The sequence below is a fragment of the Schaalia turicensis genome (assembly GCF_019380255.1).
Classification (GTDB): domain Bacteria; phylum Actinomycetota; class Actinomycetes; order Actinomycetales; family Actinomycetaceae; genus Pauljensenia; species Pauljensenia turicensis_A.
Genome location: NZ_CP048928.1, coordinates 670148 through 695564, shown reverse-complemented (window position 1 = coordinate 695564; position 25417 = coordinate 670148). Strand labels below are relative to the sequence as shown.

Annotated in this window: 25 protein-coding genes; 6 read left to right on the top strand and 19 right to left on the bottom strand. The window is 57.5% G+C overall.

All coding sequences use genetic code 11. The features are described 5' to 3' along the window. Positions 1-174: 174 nt before the first annotated feature. From G5S47_RS02990 to G5S47_RS02970, 5 genes are all read left to right on the top strand, one after another. Positions 175-1719 carry a cytochrome ubiquinol oxidase subunit I gene (locus G5S47_RS02990; protein WP_103633583.1) on the top strand — a complete coding sequence of 515 codons (1545 nt, stop codon included), beginning with the start codon at positions 175-177 and terminating at the stop codon, positions 1717-1719. A 17-nt stretch (positions 1720-1736) separates the two neighbouring features. Next, positions 1737-2858 (top strand): cytochrome d ubiquinol oxidase subunit II, encoded by a 1122-nt coding sequence (gene cydB, locus G5S47_RS02985; protein ID WP_006681646.1) that lies wholly within the window; start codon positions 1737-1739, stop codon positions 2856-2858. Positions 2859-3047: 189 nt separating this feature from the next. Continuing rightward, a complete protein-coding gene (gene cydD / locus G5S47_RS02980; protein ID WP_219585781.1) occupies positions 3048-4931 on the top strand; it encodes a thiol reductant ABC exporter subunit CydD in 1884 nt (627 codons plus the stop codon). Positions 4932-4935: 4 nt separating this feature from the next. Beyond that, on the top strand, positions 4936-6693 hold the full coding sequence (gene cydC / locus G5S47_RS02975; RefSeq protein ID WP_103633580.1) for a thiol reductant ABC exporter subunit CydC: 1758 nt from the start codon (positions 4936-4938) through the stop codon (positions 6691-6693). After that, the gene (locus tag G5S47_RS02970) at positions 6693-8336 is read left to right on the top strand and encodes a sensor histidine kinase (protein ID WP_006681649.1); all 1644 of its coding nucleotides are present in this window, start codon (positions 6693-6695) and stop codon (positions 8334-8336) included. Before cydC ends, G5S47_RS02970 begins: the two co-directional genes overlap by 1 nt. 80 nt (positions 8337-8416) lie before the next feature. Here the strand turns inward: G5S47_RS02970 and G5S47_RS02965 are convergent, their stop codons facing one another. From G5S47_RS02965 to G5S47_RS02930, 8 genes are all read right to left on the bottom strand, one after another. After that, entirely contained in the window at positions 8417-9031 is a 615-nt protein-coding gene (locus G5S47_RS02965; RefSeq protein WP_040318714.1) for a response regulator, read from the bottom strand. A gap of 141 nt (positions 9032-9172) precedes the next feature. Then, positions 9173-9901, bottom strand: a complete 729-nt coding sequence (rnc, locus tag G5S47_RS02960; protein WP_040318679.1) for a ribonuclease III — start codon at positions 9899-9901, stop codon at positions 9173-9175. A 77-nt stretch (positions 9902-9978) separates the two neighbouring features. After that, positions 9979-10527, bottom strand: coding sequence for a YceD family protein (locus G5S47_RS02955; RefSeq protein WP_006681652.1), 549 nt, complete (start codon positions 10525-10527; stop codon positions 9979-9981). Further along, complete coding sequence (locus G5S47_RS02950) at positions 10520-11236, bottom strand: hypothetical protein (protein WP_006681653.1); 717 nt, start codon at positions 11234-11236, stop codon at positions 10520-10522. The genes G5S47_RS02955 and G5S47_RS02950 overlap by 8 nt, the downstream gene beginning before the upstream one ends. A 27-nt stretch (positions 11237-11263) precedes the next feature. Next, positions 11264-11746: a pantetheine-phosphate adenylyltransferase gene (gene coaD / locus G5S47_RS02945; RefSeq protein ID WP_179370479.1), complete on the bottom strand. Its 483-nt coding sequence runs from the start codon at positions 11744-11746 to the stop codon at positions 11264-11266. A gap of 102 nt (positions 11747-11848) precedes the next feature. Beyond that, positions 11849-12430, bottom strand: coding sequence for a 16S rRNA (guanine(966)-N(2))-methyltransferase RsmD (gene rsmD, locus G5S47_RS02940; RefSeq protein ID WP_179370480.1), 582 nt, complete (start codon positions 12428-12430; stop codon positions 11849-11851). A 63-nt stretch (positions 12431-12493) separates the two neighbouring features. Further along, the gene (locus G5S47_RS02935) at positions 12494-14650 is read right to left on the bottom strand and encodes an ATP-dependent DNA helicase RecG (RefSeq protein ID WP_219585780.1); all 2157 of its coding nucleotides are present in this window, start codon (positions 14648-14650) and stop codon (positions 12494-12496) included. Further along, the gene (locus G5S47_RS02930; protein WP_219585779.1) at positions 14647-16314 is read right to left on the bottom strand and encodes a hypothetical protein; all 1668 of its coding nucleotides are present in this window, start codon (positions 16312-16314) and stop codon (positions 14647-14649) included. Before G5S47_RS02930 ends, G5S47_RS02935 begins: the two co-directional genes overlap by 4 nt. Before the next feature lie 562 nt (positions 16315-16876). Here G5S47_RS02930 and rpmB point away from each other — a divergent pair. Beyond that, positions 16877-17068, top strand: a complete 192-nt coding sequence (gene rpmB / locus G5S47_RS02925; RefSeq protein ID WP_006681658.1) for a 50S ribosomal protein L28 — start codon at positions 16877-16879, stop codon at positions 17066-17068. A gap of 103 nt (positions 17069-17171) precedes the next feature. Here rpmB and thiL read toward each other — a convergent pair whose 3' ends face one another. The 11 genes from thiL to G5S47_RS02870 all read right to left on the bottom strand — a co-directional run bounded on the left by thiL (position 17172) and on the right by G5S47_RS02870 (position 25413). After that, complete coding sequence (thiL, locus tag G5S47_RS02920) at positions 17172-18161, bottom strand: thiamine-phosphate kinase (RefSeq protein ID WP_006681659.1); 990 nt, start codon at positions 18159-18161, stop codon at positions 17172-17174. A 79-nt stretch (positions 18162-18240) separates the two neighbouring features. Further along, positions 18241-19074: a TrmH family RNA methyltransferase gene (locus G5S47_RS02915; RefSeq protein WP_006681660.1), complete on the bottom strand. Its 834-nt coding sequence runs from the start codon at positions 19072-19074 to the stop codon at positions 18241-18243. Positions 19075-19107: 33 nt separating this feature from the next. Then, positions 19108-19488 (bottom strand): 50S ribosomal protein L20, encoded by a 381-nt coding sequence (rplT, locus tag G5S47_RS02910; RefSeq protein WP_006681661.1) that lies wholly within the window; start codon positions 19486-19488, stop codon positions 19108-19110. Positions 19489-19512: 24 nt separating this feature from the next. Beyond that, a complete protein-coding gene (rpmI, locus tag G5S47_RS02905) occupies positions 19513-19707 on the bottom strand; it encodes a 50S ribosomal protein L35 (RefSeq protein WP_006681662.1) in 195 nt (64 codons plus the stop codon). A gap of 42 nt (positions 19708-19749) precedes the next feature. After that, positions 19750-20337 carry a translation initiation factor IF-3 gene (gene infC, locus G5S47_RS02900; protein WP_006681663.1) on the bottom strand — a complete coding sequence of 196 codons (588 nt, stop codon included), beginning with the start codon at positions 20335-20337 and terminating at the stop codon, positions 19750-19752. Between the two features lie 365 nt (positions 20338-20702). Next, the gene (locus tag G5S47_RS02895; RefSeq protein WP_257878493.1) at positions 20703-21494 is read right to left on the bottom strand and encodes an SseB family protein; all 792 of its coding nucleotides are present in this window, start codon (positions 21492-21494) and stop codon (positions 20703-20705) included. A gap of 3 nt (positions 21495-21497) precedes the next feature. After that, a complete protein-coding gene (priA, locus tag G5S47_RS02890; RefSeq protein ID WP_179370485.1) occupies positions 21498-22226 on the bottom strand; it encodes a bifunctional 1-(5-phosphoribosyl)-5-((5-phosphoribosylamino)methylideneamino)imidazole-4-carboxamide isomerase/phosphoribosylanthranilate isomerase PriA in 729 nt (242 codons plus the stop codon). 30 nt (positions 22227-22256) lie between these two features. Continuing rightward, complete coding sequence (gene hisH, locus G5S47_RS02885) at positions 22257-22892, bottom strand: imidazole glycerol phosphate synthase subunit HisH (protein ID WP_006681666.1); 636 nt, start codon at positions 22890-22892, stop codon at positions 22257-22259. 3 nt (positions 22893-22895) lie between these two features. Then, complete coding sequence (locus G5S47_RS02880; RefSeq protein WP_006681667.1) at positions 22896-23651, bottom strand: hypothetical protein; 756 nt, start codon at positions 23649-23651, stop codon at positions 22896-22898. 32 nt (positions 23652-23683) lie between these two features. Continuing rightward, positions 23684-24301 carry an imidazoleglycerol-phosphate dehydratase HisB gene (gene hisB, locus G5S47_RS02875; protein WP_006681668.1) on the bottom strand — a complete coding sequence of 206 codons (618 nt, stop codon included), beginning with the start codon at positions 24299-24301 and terminating at the stop codon, positions 23684-23686. Next, positions 24298-25413 (bottom strand): histidinol-phosphate transaminase, encoded by a 1116-nt coding sequence (locus G5S47_RS02870; protein WP_219585778.1) that lies wholly within the window; start codon positions 25411-25413, stop codon positions 24298-24300. The genes hisB and G5S47_RS02870 overlap by 4 nt, the downstream gene beginning before the upstream one ends. Between the last annotated feature and the right edge of the window lie 4 nt (positions 25414-25417).

The following is a 25417-nucleotide window of genomic DNA, read 5'->3' as shown; positions in this document are numbered from 1 at the left end:
ATGACGAAAGTATCGGGTCTGTCAGATAACGGCCTTTTTCACAAAAATCAACTCAAAAGAGAACAATCATGGGCTAAATTGACAGGTAAGCACGTGACGATAGTCCCGCTTGTTGGGCCCAAAGTCACTACGCGCACCATCCATCAACGAACTATTTGAGGGAAGGCGAGCACAATGACCCTCGCGCAGGCAGCGCTCGACTCTGTCATGCTCGGCAGGTGGCAGTTCGGTATCACTACCGTCTACCACTTCGTGCTGGTTCCACTGAACATCGGACTGGCACTCCTTGTCGCACTTATGCAGACGTTCTGGCACAAGACCGGAAAGCAGGAATGGCTCCACGCCACCCGCTTCTTCGGCAAGCTCCTAATCATCTCTTTCGCACTGGGCGTTTCCACCGGTATCGTCCAGGAATTCCAGTTCGGTATGAACTGGTCAGAATACTCCCGCTACGTCGGTGACATCTTCGGTGCACCGCTCGCAGTCGAAGCACTCCTTGCATTCTTCATGGAATCCACCTTCCTGGGCCTCTGGATCTTCGGTTTCGGTCGTCTGAAGAAGGGCATGCACCTGGCTACAATCTGGCTGGTCGCCATCGGCACCGCCGTTTCAGCCGCATGGATCCTCGGCGCAAACTCCTGGATGCAGCACCCGGTCGGCGCAAAGTACGACCCCGAAGCTGGACGCGCAGTCCTCGACGGTTCCATGAGCTTCTTCAAGCTCCTCACAAACCCGGCGCTCATCTGGGAATACACCCACGTCATCACCACCGCATGGCTTGCCGCAGGCTCTTTAGTTGCCGGCATCTCCATCTGGTGGATGGTTCGCGCACAGCGCGAAGGAAGCGAAGAAGCAACCAGCCAGGCAAAGAACGTCTGGCATCCCGTTGCACGCTTCGGCCTGATCGCCATGCTTGTCGGCGCTCTCGGCGTCATGGGCACCGGCCACTTCCAGGGCCAGGAACTGGTCAAGCTTCAGCCGATGAAGATGGCAGTCGCCGAAGGCATCTGCGTCGACACCGATGGCGCTGCCTTCACCGTCGCCCAGTTCGGTTCCTGCCCACTGGATTCCTCCGGCGAAGCACCCACCAAGTTCATTGAGGTCCCCGGCGTTGCTTCCTTCATGTCGCACAATGACTTCAGCGCAACCTCCGCGGGTGTCGCTGACGAGCAGGCGCGCATGGTCGAACTGCTGAACTCGAACGCTGACTTCACCGCCAAGTACGGCGATGCAGCTCAGTACAACTTCGTTCCCCCGCAGATGGCAACCTTCTGGTCGTTCCGCCTCATGATCGGCCTTGGCATACTCTCCCTGCTCTTCGCACTCTGGGGCCTCTGGGCTACCCGCAAGGGCAACGTCCCCGGTTCGAAGTCACTGTCGACGATGGCACTGATCAACCTGACTCTGCCGTTCCTGGCAGCATCCTTCGGCTGGATCTTCACCGAAATCGGTCGTCAGCCGTGGGTTGTCGTCCCGAACATCGCAGGTCTTTCGAACGGCGATCCGGTCGGTTCCGTCATGCTGATGACCGACACCGGTATTTCAACGGCAGTTCCCGCCGGACAGGTTCTTGCAACCATGATCGGCTTCACGCTGCTCTACGCTCTGCTGGGCGTTATCTGGTTCCTGCTCATGCGTCGCTACGTGCGCGAGGGCATCCACACCGCTAAGAAGACAGAAACCGACACTCCCGCCGGCGACCTGTCCTTCGGATACTGAGAGGCGGCGAAACTGCAATGACACTTTCAATCCTCTGGTTCATCCTCATCGCCGTTCTTTGGACCGGCTACCTGTTCCTCGAAGGCTTTGACTTCGGCGTTGGCATCCTGCTGAAAGTTATCGGCAAGAACGACGAAGAACGCACGCAGATGCTGCGCACCATTGGCCCCCACTGGGACGGCAACGAGGTCTGGCTGCTCACCGCCGGTGGCGCTACCTTTGCAGCATTCCCAGAGTGGTACGCCACGATGTTCTCGGGCATGTACCTTGCTCTGTTCCTCATCCTCTTCTGCCTGATCCTGCGCATCTCCGCTCTTGAGTGGCGCGCAAAGATCGCAACGGCAAAGTGGCGTAGCACGTGGGACACCATCCACACCGTGACCGCTGTCCTGGTTCCCGTTCTGTTCGGTGTTGCATTCGCAAACCTCGTTCAGGGCATGAAGATCGAGGTCGTCGATGAGATGACCGGCGCTGTTGTCACACCCGATATGGTCACTCAGTCGCTTGCAACCGCAACGCACCAGCTGACCGGTGGCTTCTTCTCACTGCTCACCCCGTTCACCATCCTCGGTGGCGTCGCAATCCTGGCCGTCTGCACGGCAGTCGGTGCACAGTTCCTGGCGCTCAAGACCGAAGGCGATGTGCGTGAGCGCGCAAACGGCCTAGCAGCTCCCCTGTCGATCGCAGCAACCGTCGTTGCCGCAATCTTCCTGATCTGGGGTCAGTTCGCTTACTCGGCTAACGTCCTGGCATGGATCCCCTTGCTCGTCGCAGCACTCGCGATCATTGCTTCGACCGCATTCAGCCAGAAGGCACTGCGTCGCGAAGGCCTGTCCTTCATCCTGATGGCTGTCGCAATCGCTTCGACCGTCACCTGGGTCTTCTCGGCGATGGCTCCGGCCGTCATGAAGTCCTCGATCGATCCGGCGTACTCGCTTTTGATCGACCAAGCATCGTCCTCACCGGCAACCCTGGTTGTCATGTCTATCGTTGCTCTGATCTTCACGCCGATCGTCCTGATCTACACGGCATGGTCCTACTGGGCTTTCCGCAAGCGCGTGTCGGTTGGCGACGTCGATCAGAACCCTGGCTTGATTCCCTCCAAGATCCGTCTTGGTGAGAACTTCCTTGCTGGCTGATCTTTAAAACACTTCGGTGGCCCGGTGCGTCAGTGCCGGGCCACCGTTGTGTTTCACCACGATTGCAGTGCCACATTCACCACCATCTGGATACCGGTCTTTCGCACCTCGATTCACCCCGCGTTCCAGCCGTGTCCGCACTGTTTTTTCAGTTACCGCTTCCCCTAGAAATTACGGCAAAATAGTTCAATGCGACCTTTCGATCCACGGCTTTTGAAATACGCGCGTTCTGCACGAATGCCCATCATTATTACGGGGCTCATCGGCACGCTGATTGCCATCGTCGTCATCACTCAGTCCCTACTGATCTCGGCAGCGCTCTCCCCTGTGATCACCGGCAACGCTCGTCTTGGTGACGTTGCAGGTTTCATTGTTGCGCTGGTGATCGTGATCATTATTCGCGGGTTGCTTGTTGGGGTGCGCGATTCGCTCGGTCAGCGCGCTGCAGACAGTGCCATCCGAGATCTTCGCTGCGAGGTTTTGCGTGCGACCGAAGAACTCGGTCCCCGCTGGCGCGCAGTTCACGGCGCCGACACGACAACGCTTTTGACGCGTGGCTTAGATGATCTGGGCCCGTACTTCGTGAAGTTCCTTCCTCAGCTTGTCCTGACGATGACGGCAACTCCTTTGGCTTTGGCTGTCATGCTCTATTTGGACGCATGGTCGGGCGTCATCGCGCTCTTCGTCATTCCGTTGATTCCAATTTTCATGGCGTTGATCGGTCGTTTTACTCAGGATTCGTCGAAGGCGAAGCTAGTCGCGATGGAGCGTCTGGGCTCGCAGCTTCTTGACCTCATGGCGGGCTTGCCTACCCTGCGCAGTCTGGGTCGCGAGAATGGACCTCGCGGACACCTTGAAGCCCTGGGCAAAGAAAACACGCGCACCACAATGGCAACCCTGCGCGTCGCGTTCCTGTCGGGTGCAGCCCTTGAATTCCTTTCCACCCTGTCGGTTGCTCTTGTTGCCGTCGAGGTCGGTATGCGCCTTGTCGCCGGCAACGTCACCCTCTTTACCGGCCTCGCCGTCATCATGTTGGCCCCCGAAGTCTTCGAACCGCTTCGTCAGGTTGGCGCGCAATTCCACGCTTCCGCGAACGGTGTGACCGCCGCACAAAGTGCCTTCGAGATCATCGAGACCGAGCGCCCGCAGGCTTCGCGTATCGTTTCACCCCTCGTTTCTTCCCCCAGTAACGAGGCTGCGCTCACCACTTCAACTTCTTTCCCCAGTTCAGGGACGGATGGGGACAGCACTTCACCTGTTTCTTTGCGCCAAGCTCCCCCAATTTCATCATGCACGATTGAGCTGGAAAATCTGAGCGTGGCGGCTCGCGGTACGTGGGCTCCTCACAATCTTTCAGCTTCGATTCAGCCGGGACAGTTGACCGTTCTTGAAGGTGCGTCAGGGGCCGGTAAGTCAACAACTGTTCTGACGATTCTGAACCTGCTGACTCCGACAAAGGGGCGCGTTGTCCTTGCTCCTCTTGACGGGGCTACGCCACCCTGCGACGTCAGCGACTGCGATGCAAACTCATGGTGGACGCAAATCACGTGGGTTCCTCAGGCTCCGACGATCCTTCCCGGCACGCTCCTTGAAAATATGGCGCTGAAAACCGTGACAAGCAGCCTCGTCGAAGCCGCGCAGGCAACAGGTTTCCACACCGTTGTTGAAGCGATGCCCGATGGGTGGGATTCAAAGGTTGGCGTGGGTGGCATTGGCTTGTCAGTTGGACAGCGTCAGCGTCTTGCACTGACGCGCGCACTGGTGAATGACTCACCGCTGGTGATCCTCGACGAGCCGACAGCGCATCTTGATGCTGTCAGCGAAGAAGAGATCACGCGGGCTATTCGAGCTCTTAAAGCACAGGGGAAAACGGTTCTGGTTATCGCACACCGCCAGGCGCTAAAGACGATTGCCGATCTGGTCATCTTGATTGAAAGTGCACCCGCTACCATCCAAGACATCGAAGAGTATCCGCAACTTGGGGTCAATGACTGGGCACAGACCAGCGTCGATGTTGATCTGCCAGGAATCTTGACGGTCAGTGCGACCGATACCGACCCGGAAAGGCGGTGAACTGATGCTGTTCATTACTCGCGAAGAAAAGCGTGCTCTGAAACGAGTCTTCCCCCTCATCGAGGTCGATATCAAAGCATTCGTCTTCTCTGTTCTGCTTGCCTCCGGTGCTCTTGGTGCTGCCATTGCCCTTGGTGCGACTGCTGCCTGGCTGATCGCTAGGGCATCAGAGCACCCACCGGTTTTGTTCCTGACCGTCGCTGCCGTTGGCGTACGCACATTCGGCGTATCGCGCGCACTCCTGAGATATGCGGGCCGTTTGGCCAGCCACCGCGTTGCTTTGCGTGGCATGGACACCCTGCGCCAGAACCTCTATCAGCACCTCGCACACAATCCCATCGACCGCTTGACCGCGATGAAGCGCGGTGATCTGCTTGCTCGTACGGGCGCAGACGTGGATGATTTGGGCGATCTGGTTGTCAAGACCCTGCTCCCCACCTGCGTGGCAGTAATCGTTGGAATCTGTACGGTCATTGGTCTTGGACTCATTTCCGTTCCCGCTGCGCTATTGGTTGCGCTCTGTCTTTTAGTATCGGGGGTCGGAGCCCCCCTACTGTCGATGCACGCTGCACGAATCGCTCAAATTGATACGCTTCGCGCACGCACCGCCCTGTCGACGCAGATCCTGACCGTCATGGAGGGAACCTCTGAACTCCAGGTGTCCGGCGAACTTGAGGCGTTTAGAGCATCGATTGATGAGACCGAAGAAAAGCTCGTTGAAGCCTCACACCGTAGTGCGCGGATGGCTGCTCTCGCTTCCGGGATTGACCGAGCAGCAATGGGAGCAGCCGTTGTTGCCGCACTGCTGATCGGCATTCCTCAAACAACAGGTGGCATGATTACCGGCCTGCTTCTCGCAGTCCTTGTTCTCACTCCCCTGTCCTCGTTTGAAGGAACCGCTGAACTAGCCCCTGCAGGCGTTCAACTGGTCAAGTCAGCGACCGCGGCAGTCCGTATTGACGAGATGCTCGGCGAATCCATCAAAGTCGCTACCCACCCCGTTCCGCACACTGACGTTCCGTCACTTACCGCCACGAACCTGACGATCGGATGGCCAAGCGGCCCCAGCCTCGTCGATTCGATCGATCTGGAATTGCACCCGGGCAAGTCCATCGCGATCGTGGGCGAGTCGGGTATCGGTAAGACGACGCTCGCGCTGACTTTGTCTGGCATGATTCCGCCGAAGGCTGGATCTGCGCAGGTGAACGGCGTGGACGCGTGGGAAGCCGACCGCGTACAACTCACCAAGATCGTCAATGTCACGACCGAAGACGCGCATATCTTCGCCGCATCCGTCTTAGAAAACCTGCGAGTCGCCAACGGTGAGCTCAGCGAAGACAGTGCAATCGCTCTACTTGAACGCGTTGGATTGGCCAGCTGGCTTGCAGCACTGCCCGATGGGATCCACACCATGATCGGTTCAGATGGCACGACAGTGTCCGGCGGTGAACGTCGACGTCTGCTCATCGCACGAGGCCTCGCTTCACCCGCTCCCCTGCTACTCCTTGACGAGGCCGGCGAGCACTTGGATGCGTCGACAGCTGACGCGCTCATTTCCGACCTACTCTCGGATCCGACGCGCGGCATCCTGCTCATCTCGCATCGCCTGAGCGCCCTCGAAAACGCCGACGAGATCCTGTTCTTCGGACGATCAGGCGGCGAAGGAACCCAAGCAGAATTGATTGCACGAGGCACACACGCCGACCTTCTTGAAACATCTCAGGCCTACCGTTGGGCCGTCGGCCAGGAAGAGGAAAACTAATGCCATGGGGTTCAGAACATGCCCTGGTGAAGGCCGCCCTTGACCTCACCAGCACACTCGACCTGCGCAAGGCCCTGACCAGCTTCGTCGACCAAGCATGCAAGCTCACCCACGCACCATACGGCGCCCTGATCGTCCTTGACACATGGGGCGAAGCATCCCAGCTGATCGAACACACCAGCGAAGCACTGCCACATTCGCCTTCAATGCCAGAAGAACTGATCAGCCAGATCCCCGCTACCGGTCACCTACTGATCAACGACATGAGCGAATGCGAGGACATTCCTCCGGCATCAATCACCAGTTTCCTGGGCGTATCCGTGCTGATCAACGAGCAGGTGTATGGACGTCTCTTCCTGACCGATAAGAACGGCGGATTCACAGCCTCTGACGCCGATGTTTTGTCAATGCTTGCTCCCGCTGCGGGCGTCGCAGTGGAAAACGCTCACCTGTACGCGGACTCGCGTCGAACGGAACGCTGGATTTCCGCTTCCCAGCAGCTGACAACCACGATGCTTGAAGGCACCGACGAAGAAGAAGCCCTTGAACTGATCGCACAGACCGTGCGAGAGGTTTCACGTGCAGATACGGCAATCATCGTTCTGCCTTCCGTTGGTGACACCTGGGCTGCCGAAATCATTGACGGCTACCTGGCTGATACTCTTCTCGGCGTTGTCTTCCCGCCCGAGGGTCGCGCGATGAGCGTGCTCCACGAAGGAACGGGCATGATCGTCGACTCCATGGCGCGGGCACAAACCATGCGTCTTCCTCAGCTTGCGGCCTTCGGACCGGCGCTCTACGCGCCCCTCCGTTCGCGAGGTAACTCCGCTGGCATTCTGATCCTGCTTCGTCGCATCGGACAGCCAGAATTTGATCTATCCGAATTGTCTTTGGCTGAATCACTCGCATCTCAAGCTGCCTTGGCACTGGAGCTCGCCTCCGCCAAGCACGCTGAAGACGTGGCCACACTGCTCGACGAGCGAGATCGTATCGGACGCGACCTGCACGATTTCGCGATCCAACAGCTGTTCGCCACCGGCATGCAACTGGATGCCGCCAAGGTGGAAGTAGAAAGCGGACACCCGAATCCTGAGGCCATCACTGCCACACTGGACCGTGCTCTGGCCTCCATCGACGAGGCTGTGCGCCAAATCCGAGCAATCGTCCACAACCTACGTGAACCCGACAAATCAGTGGCACTGGTGGAACGTATTCGACGCGAAGCATCACTGACACGTTCCTTCCTTGGTTTTGCCCCGTCCCTGTTGATCACATTGGATGGTCACGCGATTAACGAAGTCGCAGACGACGAACAGCTGATGATCGAAACCATCGACAATCGCATCGACCCCGACTTGGGAGATGACATTGTCGCCATCGTGCGCGAAGGCCTATCCAATATCGCACGCCATGCACATGCCACCGCGGGCTCGGTGACCGTTGACATCATGGGAACGGGAGAAAACGGGCACGTCACCGTTTCAATCGCCGACGACGGACGAGGCATCGACCCGAACCACACCAGAAACTCTGGCCTGTCCAACATGTCCGAGCGCGCCCGAATCCGTGGTGGAAACTTCGAACAGGGAATCGGAATCGGAGGCCTCGGCGCCAGGATCACCTTCCGCGCTCCGCTAGCCTAAGTTCCACCTTCATGCAGGTCCGGGGCGCAGTTCGTACGAACTGCGCCCCGGCCTCGTAACCAGTAAGAAAGAACGAAGCTTTAGTTCCTCCACGCGGCCGCACGCTGGCCAGCGACCCACGCTGCCACCTGAGTGCGACGTTGCAAGCCCATCTTCGACAGAAGCGACGTGATGTGGTTCTTCACGGTCTTTTCTGCAACGCCCAGCTTCTCACCGATCTCGCGGTTCGACAGACCATCACCAATCAGTTCCAAAACCTTGCGCTCTGACGGAGTCAGGTCAGCAGTCGGATCATCATGATCAGCGCGACGACGCGTGATCGTGCGCTCGTCCAGCAGAATACGACCAGCAGCAACAGCCTTAATCACGTCCGTGATTTCTGCACCGCGCACGGTCTTCAACACGTAAGCGTGCGCACCAGCTTCAAGAGATTCAGCCAAAGCCTCATCATCGTCGAACGAGGTAAGCACGATCGGCAGGATCTCCGGATGCGAAACCGCAAGCTGCTTCAGAATATCGATACCCGTACCATCGGGAAGCTGAAGGTCAACCAGAACAACGTCTGGGCGAACCAGATCTGCGCGACGCACGGCGTCAGCGACGCTACCTGCTTCAGCAACGACCTCAAGGGCATCATCGCGATCAATAATCTCAGCAATACCGCGTCGAACGATCTCATGATCATCGATGATCATGACGCGAGTAGTCTTGGCATTCTTGGGGTTTTCAGTCACAGTCATATCCTAGACAAGCCCTAGGTCCTATATCAAACGGTCGGGCAAGACGTCGCAAAGAACCGGTTAAATTGCGATGATTCTTCGTCCTTTGGTCGCCTCTTAGTCACCAAGGCGAGAGTAAAGAAGCTCCATAGCCTGTTGCGCAACCGCGCTCTCGGAGTGCTTCTTCGACGATGCGCTGGCAACAGCCAAAGGTTCTTCAACATTCGACGCGAAGACGGTCGCAGTGAAAGAACGGTTATGATCCGGGCCCGAACCTTCAACCTCATAGCGAATTTCACCAAGGTTATGCGCCTTCGCATATTCGACAAGCAAGGTTTTCCAGTCATGATGAGAGCCTCGCACCTCGGCCTGGCTCAAAAGGAACTCAAGATTGGCCAGCACAACGGCTCGCGTGTGCTCCATACCGTGCGTCAGATACGTCGCCCCGATCAGCGCCTCGAATGTGTCGGAAAGGATCGAATCCTTGTCACTGCCACCAGAAGCGGCCTCTCCTCTACCGAGGAAAATAAAATCCCCAAGCCCAATACGACGAGCAGCCTGCGCCAGCGGAGTTTGCGAAACCGTTGAAGCGCGCATCTGCGACAAAGACGACTCCGTGACATCCGGGTAGTCGTGGAACAAACGATCCGCGGTCGTTACTGACAGAACCGCGTCCCCTAAGAACTCGAGGCGTTCATTATTCGGCAACCCCCCGGCTTCGTTCGCATATGAACGGTGAGTCAGGGCAAGTAGCAGAAGGTCAGGATCGACACTCGATCCCCAACGTTCCATGAGCTGGTCGTAGTCCGTATTGGCGGGAACTGGGAGTTTCTTCTTATGCGACATACGTCCGTCTTCAACTTCTGTTCGTACAATTGTGCGGTGAGGAGCCGCCCTAGCGTGCTTGGGCACCGATAGTAGTCCTAGTTGTCTTTGGCCTGATCCAAAAGACAAGCAAGAGAAGCCAAACGCGGATCCACCTGGAAGTGCTCATGATCTTCAGGGAGCTCATCCCACTTCTGCCCACACACGTCACACAAGCCTCCACAATCAGGCCGACACAGTGGACGATCATCCACCAGCGTCACGATCGAATCGCGAATCATCGGCTCCAGATCGATCGTGTCACGCTGACCAATCAAGCGAACGTCATCGGCTTCGTCGTCCTCATCTGTAGCCACGGGAGCCGTTTCAAAGAAGACATCCGACGTATCAATATCATGGTGAACACTGACCGGATCCAGACAGCGCACGCAGTCGCCCACTAGGTCAACACTGGTGGTCAAGCGAACCAATACGCCATCATCAACGCTGGTCAGATCAACCCCAAAATCTAAAGGAGTGCCCGGCTCAACCCCCATTGACGGAGTCCCCAAATCATCGGGCGCAACCCAATGCAGATCCTCGTGGCGGAAAGAACCAATCTGACGCGACAGTGTCACCAACGAGATGACAAGAGGAGAGTCACTCATTGTCGAGGTCAATGTCAGTCACGTCGATGCCCTGGCGCTCTGCGATGGCACGACGACCGGCCTCGGTGCGACGCTGCAGATCCGCCAACATACCCGACAGCTCAGCCAGCGACTTCGCAACATAGTCGTCAGCGCCCAGACGCAGTTCTTCTTCCTGCTGACGAGCCTGACCAACAATCTCACGACCACGATCTTCGGCCATACGAGTAATGTTCTCGCTGGAAACCAGACGCTTCGCTTGCTCGTTAGCATCGACCAGGATCGCTTCAGCTTCAGAGCGAGCCTGATTCACGGAAGCCTCAGCTTCTTCGTTCGCACGAGCAACCGTGCGTTCAGCCTGTTCGTTCGCAGAATCGACGATGTGCTTCGCCTTTTCTTCGGCTTCGTCCAGAGTTGACTGAGCACGAGAATTAGCTTCAGCAATAGTCGTTTCGGCAGCGGTGTCTGCGCGCCCTAAAACGGCATCGGCATCAGCAACAACAGCGTCGGCAGCAACCAGATCTTCCGGCAACGCTTCACGTGCTTGGTCCAGAAGATCCAGGATCTCCGCGCGGTTCAGCATGATCATTGCCGAAAGCGGAACAGCGCGGGCATCTTCGACGAGGGCCTCAATCTGATCGAGAGCAGCAATGACGGTCGACGGTCCGTAAACCGTGTTCTCATCCCACGTCTCGTTTTCGCTGGGTTCAGGCGTTACGGGATCCGACATTGTGTCCTCCAGATCGTTGAAGCGGTCTCAGTGACCTTTCTTTGCTCTATTTTGCGCTACGAACGGCTCAATTTCGTTCGGAACATACCGAGAAACGCTTAATCCCAGGTGGACAAGCTCACGAACCATCGATGAGGACACCAGCGAAAGCTCTGGGAGGGAGGGAATAAACAGAGTTTCCACCCCTCCAAGGTCACGATTCACCGCGGCCTGGGCAAGCTCGGTATCAACATCGCTTTGGCTACGAACGCCCTTAACAATGAAAGAAACATCGTTCGACTTCGCGCAGTCGATCAGCGTCCCTTCCATTTTCACGGTGCGCACGTTCCCCAGTTGAGCCACGACAGCGTTCACCATGTCGACACGCTTGTCCTGATCGAACATGTATTTCTTCTTAGGGTTTATGCCCACAGCAACAACCAGTTCGTCGGCGAAGGAGGCAGCGCGGGTGATGATATCGGCGTGGCCGATGGTGATGGGATCAAATGATCCCGCAAAAAGAACTCGCATTGTCGTCCTGTTCTAGTAGCTCGAGGATATTGAAGTCGATAGTATCCCCCAAGCGTTGCTCGGTGGGATTACCGATGATGCTCAATGAATTGATCCGAGATCTCAGTCGCTCTCTTCTTCGGCTTTCACGGGCGGACCGGCAAACCATGCGACGGTCTCACCCCACGTCCGCTGATCTTCCTTCACAAGGAAATCCGGCCACAAAGGCTCCGGTGACCTGCTGGAACGCTCAACAACGACAAGCGCATCCGGGGTGATCCACGGTCCAAGAAGTGAGAGCACCTCCGCCACATCTTCTTCGCTCACGTCATAGGGAGGATCAAGCAACACAAGATCAAACTCTCCACTGAGCGTCTCAAAATCACGCGCCCTCAAGAAAGTGGTCGCCGAGGCAGTATGAACCCGCGCTTTCAGACCGGTTGCGCGGATGTTGTGAGCAATGATTCGCGCTGTCGGTGCCGATTTTTCAACCAAGTCCACGCGCGAGGCACCTCGTGACGCGGCTTCTAACCCCAATGCTCCCGAACCGGCATAAAGGTCAAGAACCAGACAGTTTTCAACCACGTTCATATGTTCCAGGCGAGAAAACAGCGCCTCGCGGACGCGTTCCGATGTTGGACGCGTCCCCTTCGCGGGAACTTTCAGCACGCGACCTTTGGCTGAGCCTGCAACGATTCGAGTCATGCCCCATAGTCTAACGGGCGAAGCACAATGCCCAGATTGCAGGGATCACCACGGTAGTACCCTTTAGCTCATCGAAATCCAAGCAAGAGAATCAGCCGACAAGCGCCTCAAAGCACATGCTAACTCCGGATGATTCATCAGCTTCGGATCCTCTTCGATAATCCGCAACGCATCGCTGCGAGCGTGAGAAATAATCCGTTCGTCACGTCGAACAGAAAGGAAACGCAGGTGCGAACTGCGACCGGACTGCCCAGCTCCCAACACATCTCCCTCACGACGGAGCTGAACATCTTTTTCTGCGAGCTCAAAACCGTCCGTCGTTGATGCAAATGCTTCAAGACGCGCCATCGAGTTCGGATTCAAATCGCTACGATGAACCGCCATCGTCACAGATGGCATCGACGAACGGCCGACGCGGCCTCGTAACTGATGCAACTGCGCCAAGCCGAACTGCTGGGCGTCAACGATCACCATCATCGTCGCACTCTTGACGTCCACGCCCACTTCGATGACGGTCGTAGAAACCAAAATCGGCGATTCTCCGGATGCGAAACGCTCCATGATCTGTGTTTTTTCCGCCGTCGGAGTGCGGCCCGTCAACGTTTCAATCCGGTGCGCTCTAAGAGCAGGAAGACGGCGCAGGGTTTGACTGACCTTTTCGACCGACGCAAGCGGGGGGCGATTCGCTCCCTCTCCTTCAACGTCGGTGACCTCATCCGTTTCGTCGATACGCGGACAGACAACGTAGACACGCCCACCGCGCTCAATCTCTTCGTGCGCTCGAGTCCACAAGCGCTCCATCCACACCGAATTCGCGCTATCAACAAGGAACGTCTGCACCGGCATACGACCAGCAGGCATCCCCGCCATGCGCGTCTCTTCCAGATCACCGAACACCGTCATCGCGACCGTACGAGGAATCGGAGTCGCCGTCATCACCAGCTGGTGTGCGCTATGCCCATCACCGCTGGTGCGCAATGTGTCGCGCTGTTCAACGCCGAAACGATGCTGTTCATCCACAATCACAACGCCGAGGTCTTTGAAAGCAACACTGTCAGAGAACAAAGCGTGAGTCCCCACCACGATCAGTGGCTCCCCCGATTCAATGAGCGCGCTTATTTCGCGACGCGCGGCAGGCGGTGTCGAACCGGTCAGCAGACGAATATCAACTGGTTTCCCATCGACCATGACACCCTGTACTAACGCGCGCATCGACTCAAGATGCTGGCTGGCCAACACTTCAGTCGGCGCCACCAGGGCACCCTGGTGTCCAGCGTCAACCGCCGCAATCAATGCTGCGAGCGCAACAACGGTCTTCCCTGAACCCACATCCCCTTGAAGGAGTCGTTGCATGGGGACGGTCTGGTCCATGTCGGCGTCGATTTCTTTGAGCGCGCGTGATTGGGCGTCGGTCAGAGTGAAGGGAAGCGATGCAATGAATTCACTGACTGCGTGCGATGAGGTGAGCGGACACGCAGGCGCAGTTAAAGAGCGTTCCCCGTAGCGTCGTCCGGCCAGGATGCACTGAAGGGTGAAAGCTTCCTCGAACGCGAATGTGGTTTTCGCCTGTTTGTAGTCGTCGTCGGTAGATGGCTGGTGGAGCATCCTCAAAGCCGTGGCACGATTGGGCAGTTTTCGTTGTTCTCGGATGTCGGCCGGGATCACGTCGTCGATCGATTCATCGTCCAGAGAATCGAGAATCATGGTGATACTACGTGCCATGATCCAGCTGGTGATCCCCCCGCTTGTCGGGTAGATCGGGATGGGCCGTTGGGAGCGTTCTTCTGCTGAGTCGCTGGCGTCATCCATTCCTTCGAAGCTGGGATGTACCAGTGAAAGGGTACCGCGGTAGGATCCGACTTTTCCGGCGAAAAGAAACGAGGCTCCGGGTTTCAAGAGGCGCTGGTGGACGGCGAGTTTGTATTCATTGTGCGCGAAGAAGGTCGCGTTCATCGTGGTGATGCCGTCGGTCAGTTGTACTTCGAGGCGAACGCCCTGACGGCTTCGGTTTGCAACGAGGTGTGCTCGTGCAACTTGAGCGAGGATCGTGACATCTTCGCCTTCGTGCAGCATCGACATCGGGGTCAGTGCGCCCCAGTGGTAGTAGCGACGAGGCGCACAAAGAAGCAGGTCTTCAACGGTTTCAAACCCTGCTTTTGCGAGTTTGCGCGCGGTTGACGCAGGGAGGCGAAGAGAAAGGGGGGTATCGAGTTCGCTCATGCCCACATGCCCGCTATGAGGCTTCGACCCGCTTGTCCCCCATCGATCACATCAATGTCATCGAGGAGACAGTCAGCGTGCATCACCAATTGCCGGAGAAGTCCAACCAAATCCGGACCGTCGTGTGCGGACAGGAGCAGGCGGAACTGCGTGGGGTTCCTGCGTGCGATGTCGGCGACCACCTGCGAAATAGCAAGGTCATCGTCTGAGTCGAGCGAATAGGTCACCTGGTTTTCAAGCGCTTGCGTCGCCCCTTGGGTGAGTAGGCGTTCCATTGTTGGCCCCACTTTGTGCCCGCCGGGTTGCGGGACGAAGTAGCCGGCGCATGTTTGCGCGACGTAGAACGCTGACAGTTCGTCGTTCGACTGCGCCACCACAATGATGGCGTCGTTTGACGAGGTGGCGCCTGCAGGCTCGGGGTCAAACGGAGATTGGGGCGCGTTCAGACGAGAGGCAAGCATAGTGCCGAGTGTTGAAGACTCATCGTCACACGGCACGAACAGACTGACGCCCGTCGATGAGGACGTGGCAATTTCCATGATTCCCGCCCCGTCTTGGGCGCTGGGATTGTATAGAACGATTGCACCTGTTCTGGCGGCATCTTCAATCAATCCGGGAGCTCGGGTGCATACAAGGACTCGGGCGCGTTCGACTCGTCGCATGGGGCGCCGTTCGAGAAGGCGAACACCGCGGTGGGTAATGCCTTCTTCGGCGAGCTCGTCGACGCCGAGCATCTCATCTGGACGCGCGTCAGCGACTTGGAATCTGATAAGGCATCCAGTCTTGGGGCGTACTGAAAGAGGGGCGGACGTATCGATGTGTAGGCGCCACATTCCTACGCCGAATGGATCAAGCGTTCCAACGCAGGAAAGGCGTGCTCCCATGAGTTCAATGGAAGTGAAAAAGTGGTCTGCGTCTGTTGCAGTCGCTTGCCAGACGATATCGACACTGAATGCGCGGTTCGGGGCGGGAATGTTCTGACTGGGGATATCACCGTTGTTTTCCGCTAATTCGCTGAGCATATGAGCGAGCGACTCGAGTACTGATGTTTGTCCTGAAACAACCGAGTCAAAGCAGGCGAAGAGGATGGTCAGGACGGATGCGCCTGCGTCGATACGCCCTGTTCTCTCATTCGTGGCGCCAATCAGGCCTTCTTGAGCTGCGAGTGAGTACCACGAGACCAGGTATTCGTTTGTTTCAATCGTGTCGCCCAAATCAGTGGCGGCGGTTCTGGCTGTATCCAAGACCATCACGATCGCATTCGACAGGTGGGTTCGACGCAAAACGTCAGTGACATGGGAATCGGATTGGATCGCATGTGGTGTACACAGCATGCGACGAAGCTGAATCGGCGTGATCTGACCTGGACCATTGAGGGCTTGTGACCATGCGGAAAGAACAGCAGTAATGATGACGCCAATATGCCCTTGGGCAAGGATGATGCCAGCGTCAACAGCGGCTTCAAGCCCGGAAGCAAACGACGAGACCGGATCTAGACGTTCGACGGCGCTTGCCATGGAGGCCAGCGTATGTGCAGCGTTCGTGCCGGTATCGCAGTCTGAGCCGTCCCACCCGTCGAGGTCGTTCAGGAACTGAGCAAGCGTGGCAGATTCATGTGCTGCCACCCGCAACAGGGAGGCGACAGTCCCAGCATTCAGTTCCACTCTTGCTCCATCCGTTTAGCTTTGCGTTCATTATCGTTCAGGGATCAGCGTTCGGCGTGCCAGACACATCTAAGCCCGACAATCGTTGCATTTTTATCGCTTCGTACTCCACGGCTCACACTAGTTTTTGAATGCCTAGCTCCCCCAAGTTATACGAGGCGACAGTCCCCTTCCCACAGAGCCCACAATGTCGCCTCACACGACCGGAACTGCAGGCAGGGCCTTGCCATGGACGAGGAATGCACGGACGGATACCCAGACCGCACAGCTCGCCACCTACTGAGCCGTCGCTTGCATCACCGTCGTAGAAACCACACTGCAATACTAGGATGCTGCACGCCCCGCTCTAGCCTTCAAGCCGCTACGCGGCCCTGCCGCGAGCCGCACACAATCCGCGCTCTATCAACGAATGTGGGCTACCTGACAGCCCACAAAGGGCGCAAAACTTGGAGTTGAAGGCGTTAATCCGTTAATCTTTCATAGTTGCCTGCGGTGGACTACACCGCTCAATACTGTCCTGTGAAAACGGGAATAACCTATTTTGACAACCGAGGAGATCATCGTGGCTGCCGTTTGTGACGTGTGCGGTAAGGGACCCGGCTTCGGCAAGAGCGTGTCACACTCTCACGTTCGCACCAACCGCCGCTGGAATCCGAACATTCAGCGCGTTCGCGCCCTTGTTGAGGGCACCCCGAAGCGCCTGAACGTGTGCACCAAGTGCCTGAAATCCGACAAGGTTCAGCGCGCTATCTGATAGCCGCACACCTGTTGGATGACCTTTAAAAGGTCACCACACTTTATGAGTCTGGCTCGCAAGGATGCCCTTGCGAGCCAGACTTTTTCACCTCGAGTGCCTCTTACTCGTTCTTGAAGTGATCCCACTTCCCACGCAAGGGGCGGCCGTTCAGGAACATATTCGCGTTTTCCCCTTCACCGACCTCGCGGACGCGTCCCACAATGCGGAATCCTTCGGGAATGGTCGCATCTGGCCCAAAGGCAGCGATCATGCCGTGGTCTTCACCGCCGAAGACGACCCATTCCACCGGGTTCACACCGCAGATCTCGGCGAGCTGACGCAACGGATCTGCTTCGCGTTCCAACGCAGTCGGGTCGAGGTCAATGATCACACCAGACGCTTTCGCCATACGCGTGCCATCCATGGCAATGCCATCAGATAGGTCCATCATTGCGTGGGCACCGGCGCGCGCAGCAGCTGGCCCAGTCTCCAACGGTGGCTCGGGAGCGCGATACATGTTGAGGGCTTCAGCCATAATCCCCATTGACTCGTCGTCACGAATTGCAGGGTCAATGTGCTCGCCCAGCAACAGATCCAAGCCGGCGTGCGAGAAGCCAACTCGACCACTCACCGCGATCACATCACCAGGTTTTGCTCCCGAACGCACCACGGGATCGCCTTCGCACCAGCCCATGACGGTCATCGACAGCACCAGCTTTTCTCCCGCCGACATATCACCGCCGACGACGCCGGCACCGACTTCGCGAGCACGATCGCCGATACCTCGAACCACATCGATCAGCCATTCGACTTCGGTGTCAGGAGTGAGCACAACAGAGATAACGATCGATGACGTGTACCCACCCATACCGGCAATATCTGCAAGATTCTGCGCGGTAATACGAGCACCAATCTGGTAAGCGTCGGACCAATACCTGTGGAAGTGCTGGTCTTCGACGATGACATCCGTCGATACGACGAACGATCCTTCAGGGGTTGCAATCTGCGCACAGTCGTCACCGATTCCGATCATGGTGCGTTCACCAACGGGAAGAACTTCCTGATAGCGACGAATGAGTTCAGATTCCGAGCATTCACTTACCAACGTCATGGTTCAAGCCTAGTTGGTTCGTGGCGACAAAAGGACAGCTGACGCCTGATTCAGTCATTGATTCACGAGGCCGCGCACACTATTTCAGCGCTTCATTGGACAAGCGCGCGCACTGAGAAGCAAAAAGACACATTGAGGCTGCAGAGGCCACGTTCAGGGACTCGGCCTGACCGGTCATGTCGATGCGGACAAGAGTGTCACACGCATCGAGTTCAGCCTGGCTCATGCCCTTCGCTTCATTGCCGAAGACCCACGCATGAGATGAGGCAAGAGGACCCGCTCCCCCAGCGATTGCCTGAGTCATCAGCTGCCCAAGGTCTTCGGTGCCCACTCCGCCGCTGGTGCCCAGCAGGCGCGCATCGCGCGTTTTGAGCAACCGGGCGGCCTCGTCGAACGACGGAACAGCAATGAGCGGAAGGTGGAAGACACTGCCTGCGGAGGAACGGATGACCTTCGGGCTGGCAACATTGACGGTGCCCGCAACGACGATGACACCAGCGCATCCCATCGCATCAGCGGTGCGGATGATGGTACCAACGTTGCCCGGATCGCGCCCCTGGGCGAGCACAACATATGTCTGCCGAGGCGCAGTATCGCGCAACGTGGACACCACTGCGTCACGTGTTGCAACGGCAATAATGCCCTGAGCATCAGAGCTCATCGCAGAAGCGACCTCATCGGTCACCATATGGCACCAGCGGGTCACGGAAGAAGCCAGGGCGTGCACGTCGGGATGCAGACTCGCTGCACCGTCAGTGAAGTACACATCGCGAACATGCTGGCCGCTAAAAGCCAGAAGTTCGCGGACTGCTTGTGGTCCTTCAACAAGCAGAAGATTCGTCTTACGACGTGCCGAGCGCCCGGCCAACGCTGCCACTTTCTTCACGCGTTCAGCGTGAGGATTGGCGAGCATGGACGGGCGCTCGGACTGAAAAGTCACCGTATGTCAGGCCTTGGGGGCGTTGACGTCTGCCGGCAGAGCATCCTTGGCAACCTGCACCAGCGCGTTGAACGCGTTGATGTCGTTGACGGCGAGCTCGGCGAGCATGCGACGGTCGACCTCAACACCAGCAAGGCCGAGGCCCTGGATGAAACGGTTGTAGGTCATGCCCTGCGCGCGCGAGGCAGCGTTGATGCGCTGGATCCAGAGGCGACGGAAGTCACCCTTGCGGGCCTTGCGGTCGCGGTAGGAGTAGACGAAGGAGTGAGTGACCTGCTCCTTGGCCTTGCGGTACATGCGGGAACGCTGACCACGATAGCCGGACGCCTGCTCGAGGACTGTACGACGCTTCTTCTTGGCGTTAACAGAACGCTTGACACGTGCCATGTTTCAAATCTCCTTTTGCGAAGCTCACTTGCCAAGGAGACGACGGACGCGCTTAACGTCTGCGTTCTCAAGGACCTGGTCAGTGGCGAGGCGGCGGGTCTTACGGCTGGACTTGTGCTCCAGCAGGTGGCGTGCACCGGCCTGCTCGCGCATGATCTTGCCCGAGCCGGTCACGCGGAAGCGCTTCTTCGCACCGGAGTGCGTCTTGTTCTTCGGCATTTGCTATTCCTTCTTTGTTCCATCAACGCTTACGCGTCAATGTCAGTTCTTGTCCGTGGTGTCCGCTTTTGCGGAACGTGCCTGGTCCTTGATTGCGCGTTCCTGACGCTTACCGCGTCGTTCCTTACGCTCTGCTTCACGACGCTTGCGCTGTTCGTTCAAAGCATCAGACTTACGTTTTGTAGGCGCGAGAACCATGGTCATATTGCGACCATCCTGGCGAGGCATCGACTCGACTGTTGCGAGCTCACCAACCTCTTCAGCCAAACGCTGAAGCAGGCGAACGCCAGCTTCAGGACGGGACTGCTCACGTCCGCGGAACATGATCATGACCTTGACCTTGTCGCCTTGGGAAAGGAAACGCTCAACGTGTCCCTTCTTAACGCCAAAATCATGGTCGTCAATCTTCAAGCGGAAGCGGATCTCTTTCAGCTGGGTGTTCGCCTGATTACGGCGAGCATCGCGAGCCTTCTGGGCGGCTTCGTACTTAAACTTGCCGTAATCCATGAGCTTGGCAACCGGCGGCTTAGCGTCGGGGGCAACCTCTACCAGGTCAAGGCCGGCCTCTTCGGCCAGGCGCAGGGCGTCTTCAACACAAACGACGCCGACCTGTTCCCCTCCGGGTCCCACGAGGCGAACCTCAGGAACTCGGATGCGCTCGTTAATGCGAGTCTCGCTGATGAGTGGCTCCTTCCACGGTACTTCGTGAAGAGCAACGAAAATGGCCTCCGTTGCACTTCATGCGCACGGAGGCCAGCCCATTTGGCAGACGCCGAAACGTCTACCGAAGAACCCGATCCCCTTTCACGTCACGCCAATTGCGTGGACCTTGGCAAGCCAAGGCGGGCATCCAGGTGGGAGGAAACTCCGCTTGCATTCCAGGCATTCGCCCAGACGGTTGCTTCAACTTTAACATCTGCGCTGATAGCGCACCAATTTCAGTGACTTCGGCGCAGATGGGATCGCTCACACACGTGGACTATGCGACGTGCAGGCTATGCGACGCTCACCCAACGTGGAACGATCTCAATCCTGTCGGCTGATACCTGAAGACGTTTTGAATCTCCGATAGCAGACACCGCTTCCATCAGCGACTTTTTAAGCCCACGCTGATCAGCATTGGCGTTGACGAACAGGGTGACAGTCACGTTTCCGACTGCCCCGCAGGTCAGCTGCACGTCAACGATCGGCGAGGTTCCGTTATGGCTTACCTGCGCGAGCATCTTCAACTCTTCGGCGAGTTCTTGGTCTTTCCAGGCTGGCAACCACGTGTCTCCCTGCGCAAGTGCCGCGACAAGGGGACGTGGTATCACAACGTTGGACCCGGCAGGATCCATGACAACTCGGCCTCCGGTTTCCACCAGCGCAGCAAGGGCAACGCTCCGGAATGCGAGAGCGGTAGGTCTGGCGAAAGCATCGAAAGCCCGAAGTTGATCGGCCGAAGAGAATACGGCAATCGCCTTGCCTGCCAGGCAGTCAACGCGAATAAAGTCCGTCGGCGCCTGTCCGTCGCCGTCAATTCCTCCGTGGTGTCCGGTGACACGAGGATCCTCTTCAACAGCAATCGGGACAATCACGCGATCGTGAGCCAAAGCATCGGCGAGGGCTTCCAATCTGGCTGCGCCATTATCACTATCCGCTTCAAGAGCCAGCGCACGCCTCGTCGCTTCGAGAATCTGACCCGAGTCACCACGATCGCGATTCGACATCTTCAACCGAGCAGCAAGCCGGCTCTTCTGCGCATCATCGAGAGCTGGGATTGGGCGAGAATCCATGGTTTCGTTCATCGTTTAAAGCCCCCGCGCAACTTTCAGGGCTTCTTCAATCGTGAACGCGCCGGCGTAGAGGGCTTTGCCAACAATTGCACCTTCGACGCCAACGCCAACGAGACCTCGCAGGGTGGCAATATCGTCCAGCGTTGACACTCCACCGGATGCCACAACGGCGGCGTCGGTCGCGCCGCAGACGCGGGCAAGCAGATCAACGTTCGGTCCCGACAGCATGCCGTCGCGCGTCACGTCAGTGACCACGTAGCGCACGCAACCAGCCTTGTTCAGGCGTTCGATTGTCTCCCAAAGATTGCCTCCATCGCGGGTCCATCCGCGGGCAGACAAGGTATCTCCACGCACGTCCAAGCCGATGCCAATCTGATCACCATATTCTTTAATGACTCGCTCAGTCCACTCTGGATTTTCCAAAGCTGCAGTACCAAGGTTCACGCGACGGGCACCGGCTCCCAAAGCGCGCTTGAGCGACTCATCATCGCGAATGCCACCGGACAGTTCGACATTCATATCCACGTTCGCAGTGATCTCAGCAAGTAGCGCAGCGTTCGACCCACGTCCAAATGCGGCATCCAGATCGACGAGGTGCAGCCACGTTGCCCCAGCATCCGCGAAAGAGCGCGCAGCGTCCATCGGATGACCGTAGTGTGTTTCCGTACCAGCTTCACCCTGGGTCAGGCGAACGGCTTGTCCATCGACAACGTCAACGGCGGGAAGAAGAATCAGGTCGTTCATGGAAATCCTTTAATCGTTTATTGCGTGAAGTTACTTCAGTGTGTCGAGCCAGTTTGCCAGTAGCGTCATACCGGCATCTCCTGACTTTTCCGGGTGGAACTGAGTTGCACTCAATGGGCCGTTTTCTACGGCTGCAACGAAGCGGGAATTTCCGTGCCGTGCCCAGGACGTCAACGGTGGGGTGGTCACTCCCCCAGCAAGCGCCGCGGTCGGATCGTCATGGACACCGTAGGAGTGAACGAAATAGAAGCGCTGGTCTTCGACTCCCGCAAAAAGCTCCGAACCGGTAGCCGCCTCAATCGGCGACCAGCCCATGTGCGGAACCACTTCAGCGTCCAAACGCTTCACCACGCCCGGCCACTGGCCAAGACCCTCGCCTTCACCCTTCTCTTCGGACGAAGAGAACATGATCTGCAGGCCAACGCAGATACCCATCACCGGGCGCCCACCAGCAAGACGCATGTCAATAATGTTTTCGCCGTCAGCTACGCGCAACTGGCGCATCACCGCATGGAACGCGCCCACGCCAGGCACCAGCAAGCCATCAGCATTCAATGCTGCTTCACGGTCTGCAGTCAGTTCAACATCGGCGCCCACATGTTCCAAAGCTCGGCACGCAGAGCGTACATTGCCCGAACCATAGTCAAAAACAACTACGTGCGTCATCGTCTACTTCTTCCACAATCCGCCAAAGAAACCGCCCGGACGCTTACGGCTCGTCCCATCCGCAGACACGGAGTCCTCGTAGTCTTCGGGGGTCGAACGTCCAAGCAGTAGATCCTCGGTTGCCTGTGGCATTGCACCAAGTAAAACACCCGCAGGAATCGTTTCCTCCGGCTGTCCGTTCACATAACGCTGGGCTGTAATCCGACCAGAAACACCGGGTTCAACCCCATCGCCTTCAACCAGCCACGACATGACAGCAACCGCCCCATATTTGGACAGGCGTGAAACAACGCGGGCGGCCTCGTCGATGGGAGCGGGCATGGGACGCTGGCCGGAAAGCAACGCATCCAACTCTTCTTCGTCAGTCGGCTGAGTTTCCACGCGCTGCCAGATCGCCGTCCACGGCTTCAAACGGACGACGCTGAGCTTCAAACCAGACAGAGCCAAAAGAGAGTGAAGCGCGCCAGGCGATGGAATCGGGGCCAGAACCAAACCAACCGACAGCTTGCCACCGTCAAGATGGAGGGATTCATCAACCGGGACATCGTCAGGATCTTTCAACGCCTTGGTCGATGCGTCCCTGTTGTCTGTCTCGCTCGTCGTATCTGCGCCAGCGGGCTTTTCTCCCAGATTGTGTGCCGCCAGTACATCGTCGGCATACGCTTCGCCATCAAGCGTTTCCTTGCCTAAATCTTCGCCGTCAAGGGACGCGACAAGATCCGCGAACTCGGCATCGAAGTCGTCATCACGACGCAACATAACTCTCCCCTGCTACCTACGCTCGACTCGGCTTAGAGCGCACCCTTGGTCGATGGAATTCCGTCGACGCGAGGATCCGGCTCAACGCCAGCACGAAGCGCTCGTGCCAACGCCTTGAACTGGGCCTCGACGATGTGGTGCGGGTCGCGACCAGCAAGCACGTTCATGTGCAGGCAAATTCCGGAATTGAAGGTCAGGGATTCGAAGACGTGACGCGTCATTGAACCAGTGTAGTGACCACCAATCAGGTGGTATTCCTGACCGGCAGGTTCACCCGCATGCACAATGTAGGGACGTCCCGCGACGTCAACAACCGCGTGAGCCAGCGCCTCGTCGAGCGGAACAGTCGCCTCGCCGAAACGACGAATACCGCGCTTGTCCCCTAGCGCTTCCTTCAGCGCAAGACCCAGGCAGATCGCCGTATCTTCAACCGTGTGGTGCACGTCGATATCAATATCACCCGTCGCCTTCACCGTCAGGTCAATCAGCGAGTGCTTCGACAGTGCAGTCAACATGTGGTCGTAGAAAGGCACGGACGTGGAAATGTCATTCTTGCCTGTTCCATCCAAGTTCAGCTCGAGGTGGATCGAGGACTCAGACGTCACGCGGTCAATGACGGCGGTACGCGGAGTAGCAAAGGTGTTCGTCATTTCGTGATCTCCTCAAGTGCTGCTTTGAAGCTGGCGGTTTCTTCAGGTGTTCCAATACTGACACGAAGCCAGCCCTCAGGCCCGACAACTCGGATCAGAATTCCGCGATCAAGCAGAGCCTGAAAGATGGCTTCGCGGTCATCGAAGCGTCCGAAGAGGACAAAGTTGGCATCCGAATCGACAGCGTCGAAGCCTTTGTCTTTCAGCCACGTGACCAGCTGGTCGCGTTCGGCGCGCAACGAGGCCACCTGTGCCATCAGTTCATCCGTGTGGCGCAGAGCAGCAAGCGCCGTTGCCTGCGTAAGAGTTGAGAGGTGGTACGGCAGGCGAACCAACATGATCGCGTCGATGATTTCTTGGCAGGCGCTCATATAGCCGAGGCGCAGGCCCGACATGCCGAAGGCCTTCGACATTGTGCGACTGACGATGAGGTGCTCATTCGCGTCCAAGAGTTCAAGAGATGACGGTGTGCCGGTTCTGCGGAATTCACCGTAGGCCTCGTCAATAACGACGATCGACGCAGACGCCTGGCCATCAATCTCTGGGCCACTTTCGCGCGCGATGTCCAGGATCCACTCAATGTCCTCGAACGGCAACGCGGTGCCCGTCGGATTATTCGGGCTGGCCAGCAGAACAGCAGAAGGACGCTGCGCTTTCAGTGTTTCTTCAACGAGCGCGCGGTTCAATGTAAAGTCATCATCGCGACGCCCCTGCACCCACGCGGTATTCGTGTCGCGCGCGTACTCGTGGTACATCGAGTACGTCGGAGCAAAGCTGACGGCCGTCCGGCCAGGGCCACCGAATGCTGCCAGAATCTGCAACATCACTTCATTTGAGCCGTTCGCTGCCCACATCAGTTCAGGACGACGACGAACACCGGATTCTTTTTCTAGGTAGTCCGCGAGCGCGCCACGTAGTTCCATGAAGTCGCGATCCGGGTAACGGTTGAGACCCGCAGCCGCCTTGGCAACGGACTCAGCGATATCGGCAATCACGTTTTCGGAGGGCGAATACGGGTTCTCGTTGACGTTCAGGCACACCGGAACGTTGAGCTGCGGAGCACCGTAGGGCGAGAGTCCTTTAAGATCGGATCGAATCGGAAGAATCGTCATGGTG

What these genes read in the sequence shown, in the direction of transcription:
- G5S47_RS02990 (WP_103633583.1), top strand. Translation starts at nt 175, where the DNA reads ATGACCCTCGCGCAGGCAGCGCTCGACTCTGTCATGCTCGGCAGGTGG.
- cydB (WP_006681646.1), top strand. Translation starts at nt 1,737, where the DNA reads ATGACACTTTCAATCCTCTGGTTCATCCTCATCGCCGTTCTTTGGACC.
- cydD (WP_219585781.1), top strand. Translation starts at nt 3,048, where the DNA reads ATGCGACCTTTCGATCCACGGCTTTTGAAATACGCGCGTTCTGCACGA.
- cydC (WP_103633580.1), top strand. Translation starts at nt 4,936, where the DNA reads ATGCTGTTCATTACTCGCGAAGAAAAGCGTGCTCTGAAACGAGTCTTC.
- G5S47_RS02970 (WP_006681649.1), top strand. Translation starts at nt 6,693, where the DNA reads ATGCCATGGGGTTCAGAACATGCCCTGGTGAAGGCCGCCCTTGACCTC.
- G5S47_RS02965 (WP_040318714.1), bottom strand. Translation starts at nt 9,031, where the DNA reads ATGATCATCGATGATCATGAGATCGTTCGACGCGGTATTGCTGAGATT.
- rnc (WP_040318679.1), bottom strand. Translation starts at nt 9,901, where the DNA reads ATGTCGCATAAGAAGAAACTCCCAGTTCCCGCCAATACGGACTACGAC.
- G5S47_RS02955 (WP_006681652.1), bottom strand. Translation starts at nt 10,527, where the DNA reads ATGAGTGACTCTCCTCTTGTCATCTCGTTGGTGACACTGTCGCGTCAG.
- G5S47_RS02950 (WP_006681653.1), bottom strand. Translation starts at nt 11,236, where the DNA reads ATGTCGGATCCCGTAACGCCTGAACCCAGCGAAAACGAGACGTGGGAT.
- coaD (WP_179370479.1), bottom strand. Translation starts at nt 11,746, where the DNA reads ATGCGAGTTCTTTTTGCGGGATCATTTGATCCCATCACCATCGGCCAC.
- rsmD (WP_179370480.1), bottom strand. Translation starts at nt 12,430, where the DNA reads ATGACTCGAATCGTTGCAGGCTCAGCCAAAGGTCGCGTGCTGAAAGTT.
- G5S47_RS02935 (WP_219585780.1), bottom strand. Translation starts at nt 14,650, where the DNA reads ATGAGCGAACTCGATACCCCCCTTTCTCTTCGCCTCCCTGCGTCAACC.
- thiL (WP_006681659.1), bottom strand. Translation starts at nt 18,161, where the DNA reads ATGACGTTGGTAAGTGAATGCTCGGAATCTGAACTCATTCGTCGCTAT.
- G5S47_RS02915 (WP_006681660.1), bottom strand. Translation starts at nt 19,074, where the DNA reads ATGCTCGCCAATCCTCACGCTGAACGCGTGAAGAAAGTGGCAGCGTTG.
- rplT (WP_006681661.1), bottom strand. Translation starts at nt 19,488, where the DNA reads ATGGCACGTGTCAAGCGTTCTGTTAACGCCAAGAAGAAGCGTCGTACA.
- rpmI (WP_006681662.1), bottom strand. Translation starts at nt 19,707, where the DNA reads ATGCCGAAGAACAAGACGCACTCCGGTGCGAAGAAGCGCTTCCGCGTG.
- G5S47_RS02895 (WP_257878493.1), bottom strand. Translation starts at nt 21,494, where the DNA reads ATGAACGAAACCATGGATTCTCGCCCAATCCCAGCTCTCGATGATGCG.
- priA (WP_179370485.1), bottom strand. Translation starts at nt 22,226, where the DNA reads ATGAACGACCTGATTCTTCTTCCCGCCGTTGACGTTGTCGATGGACAA.
- hisH (WP_006681666.1), bottom strand. Translation starts at nt 22,892, where the DNA reads ATGACGCACGTAGTTGTTTTTGACTATGGTTCGGGCAATGTACGCTCT.
- G5S47_RS02880 (WP_006681667.1), bottom strand. Translation starts at nt 23,651, where the DNA reads ATGTTGCGTCGTGATGACGACTTCGATGCCGAGTTCGCGGATCTTGTC.
- hisB (WP_006681668.1), bottom strand. Translation starts at nt 24,301, where the DNA reads ATGACGAACACCTTTGCTACTCCGCGTACCGCCGTCATTGACCGCGTG.
- G5S47_RS02870 (WP_219585778.1), bottom strand. Translation starts at nt 25,413, where the DNA reads ATGACGATTCTTCCGATTCGATCCGATCTTAAAGGACTCTCGCCCTAC.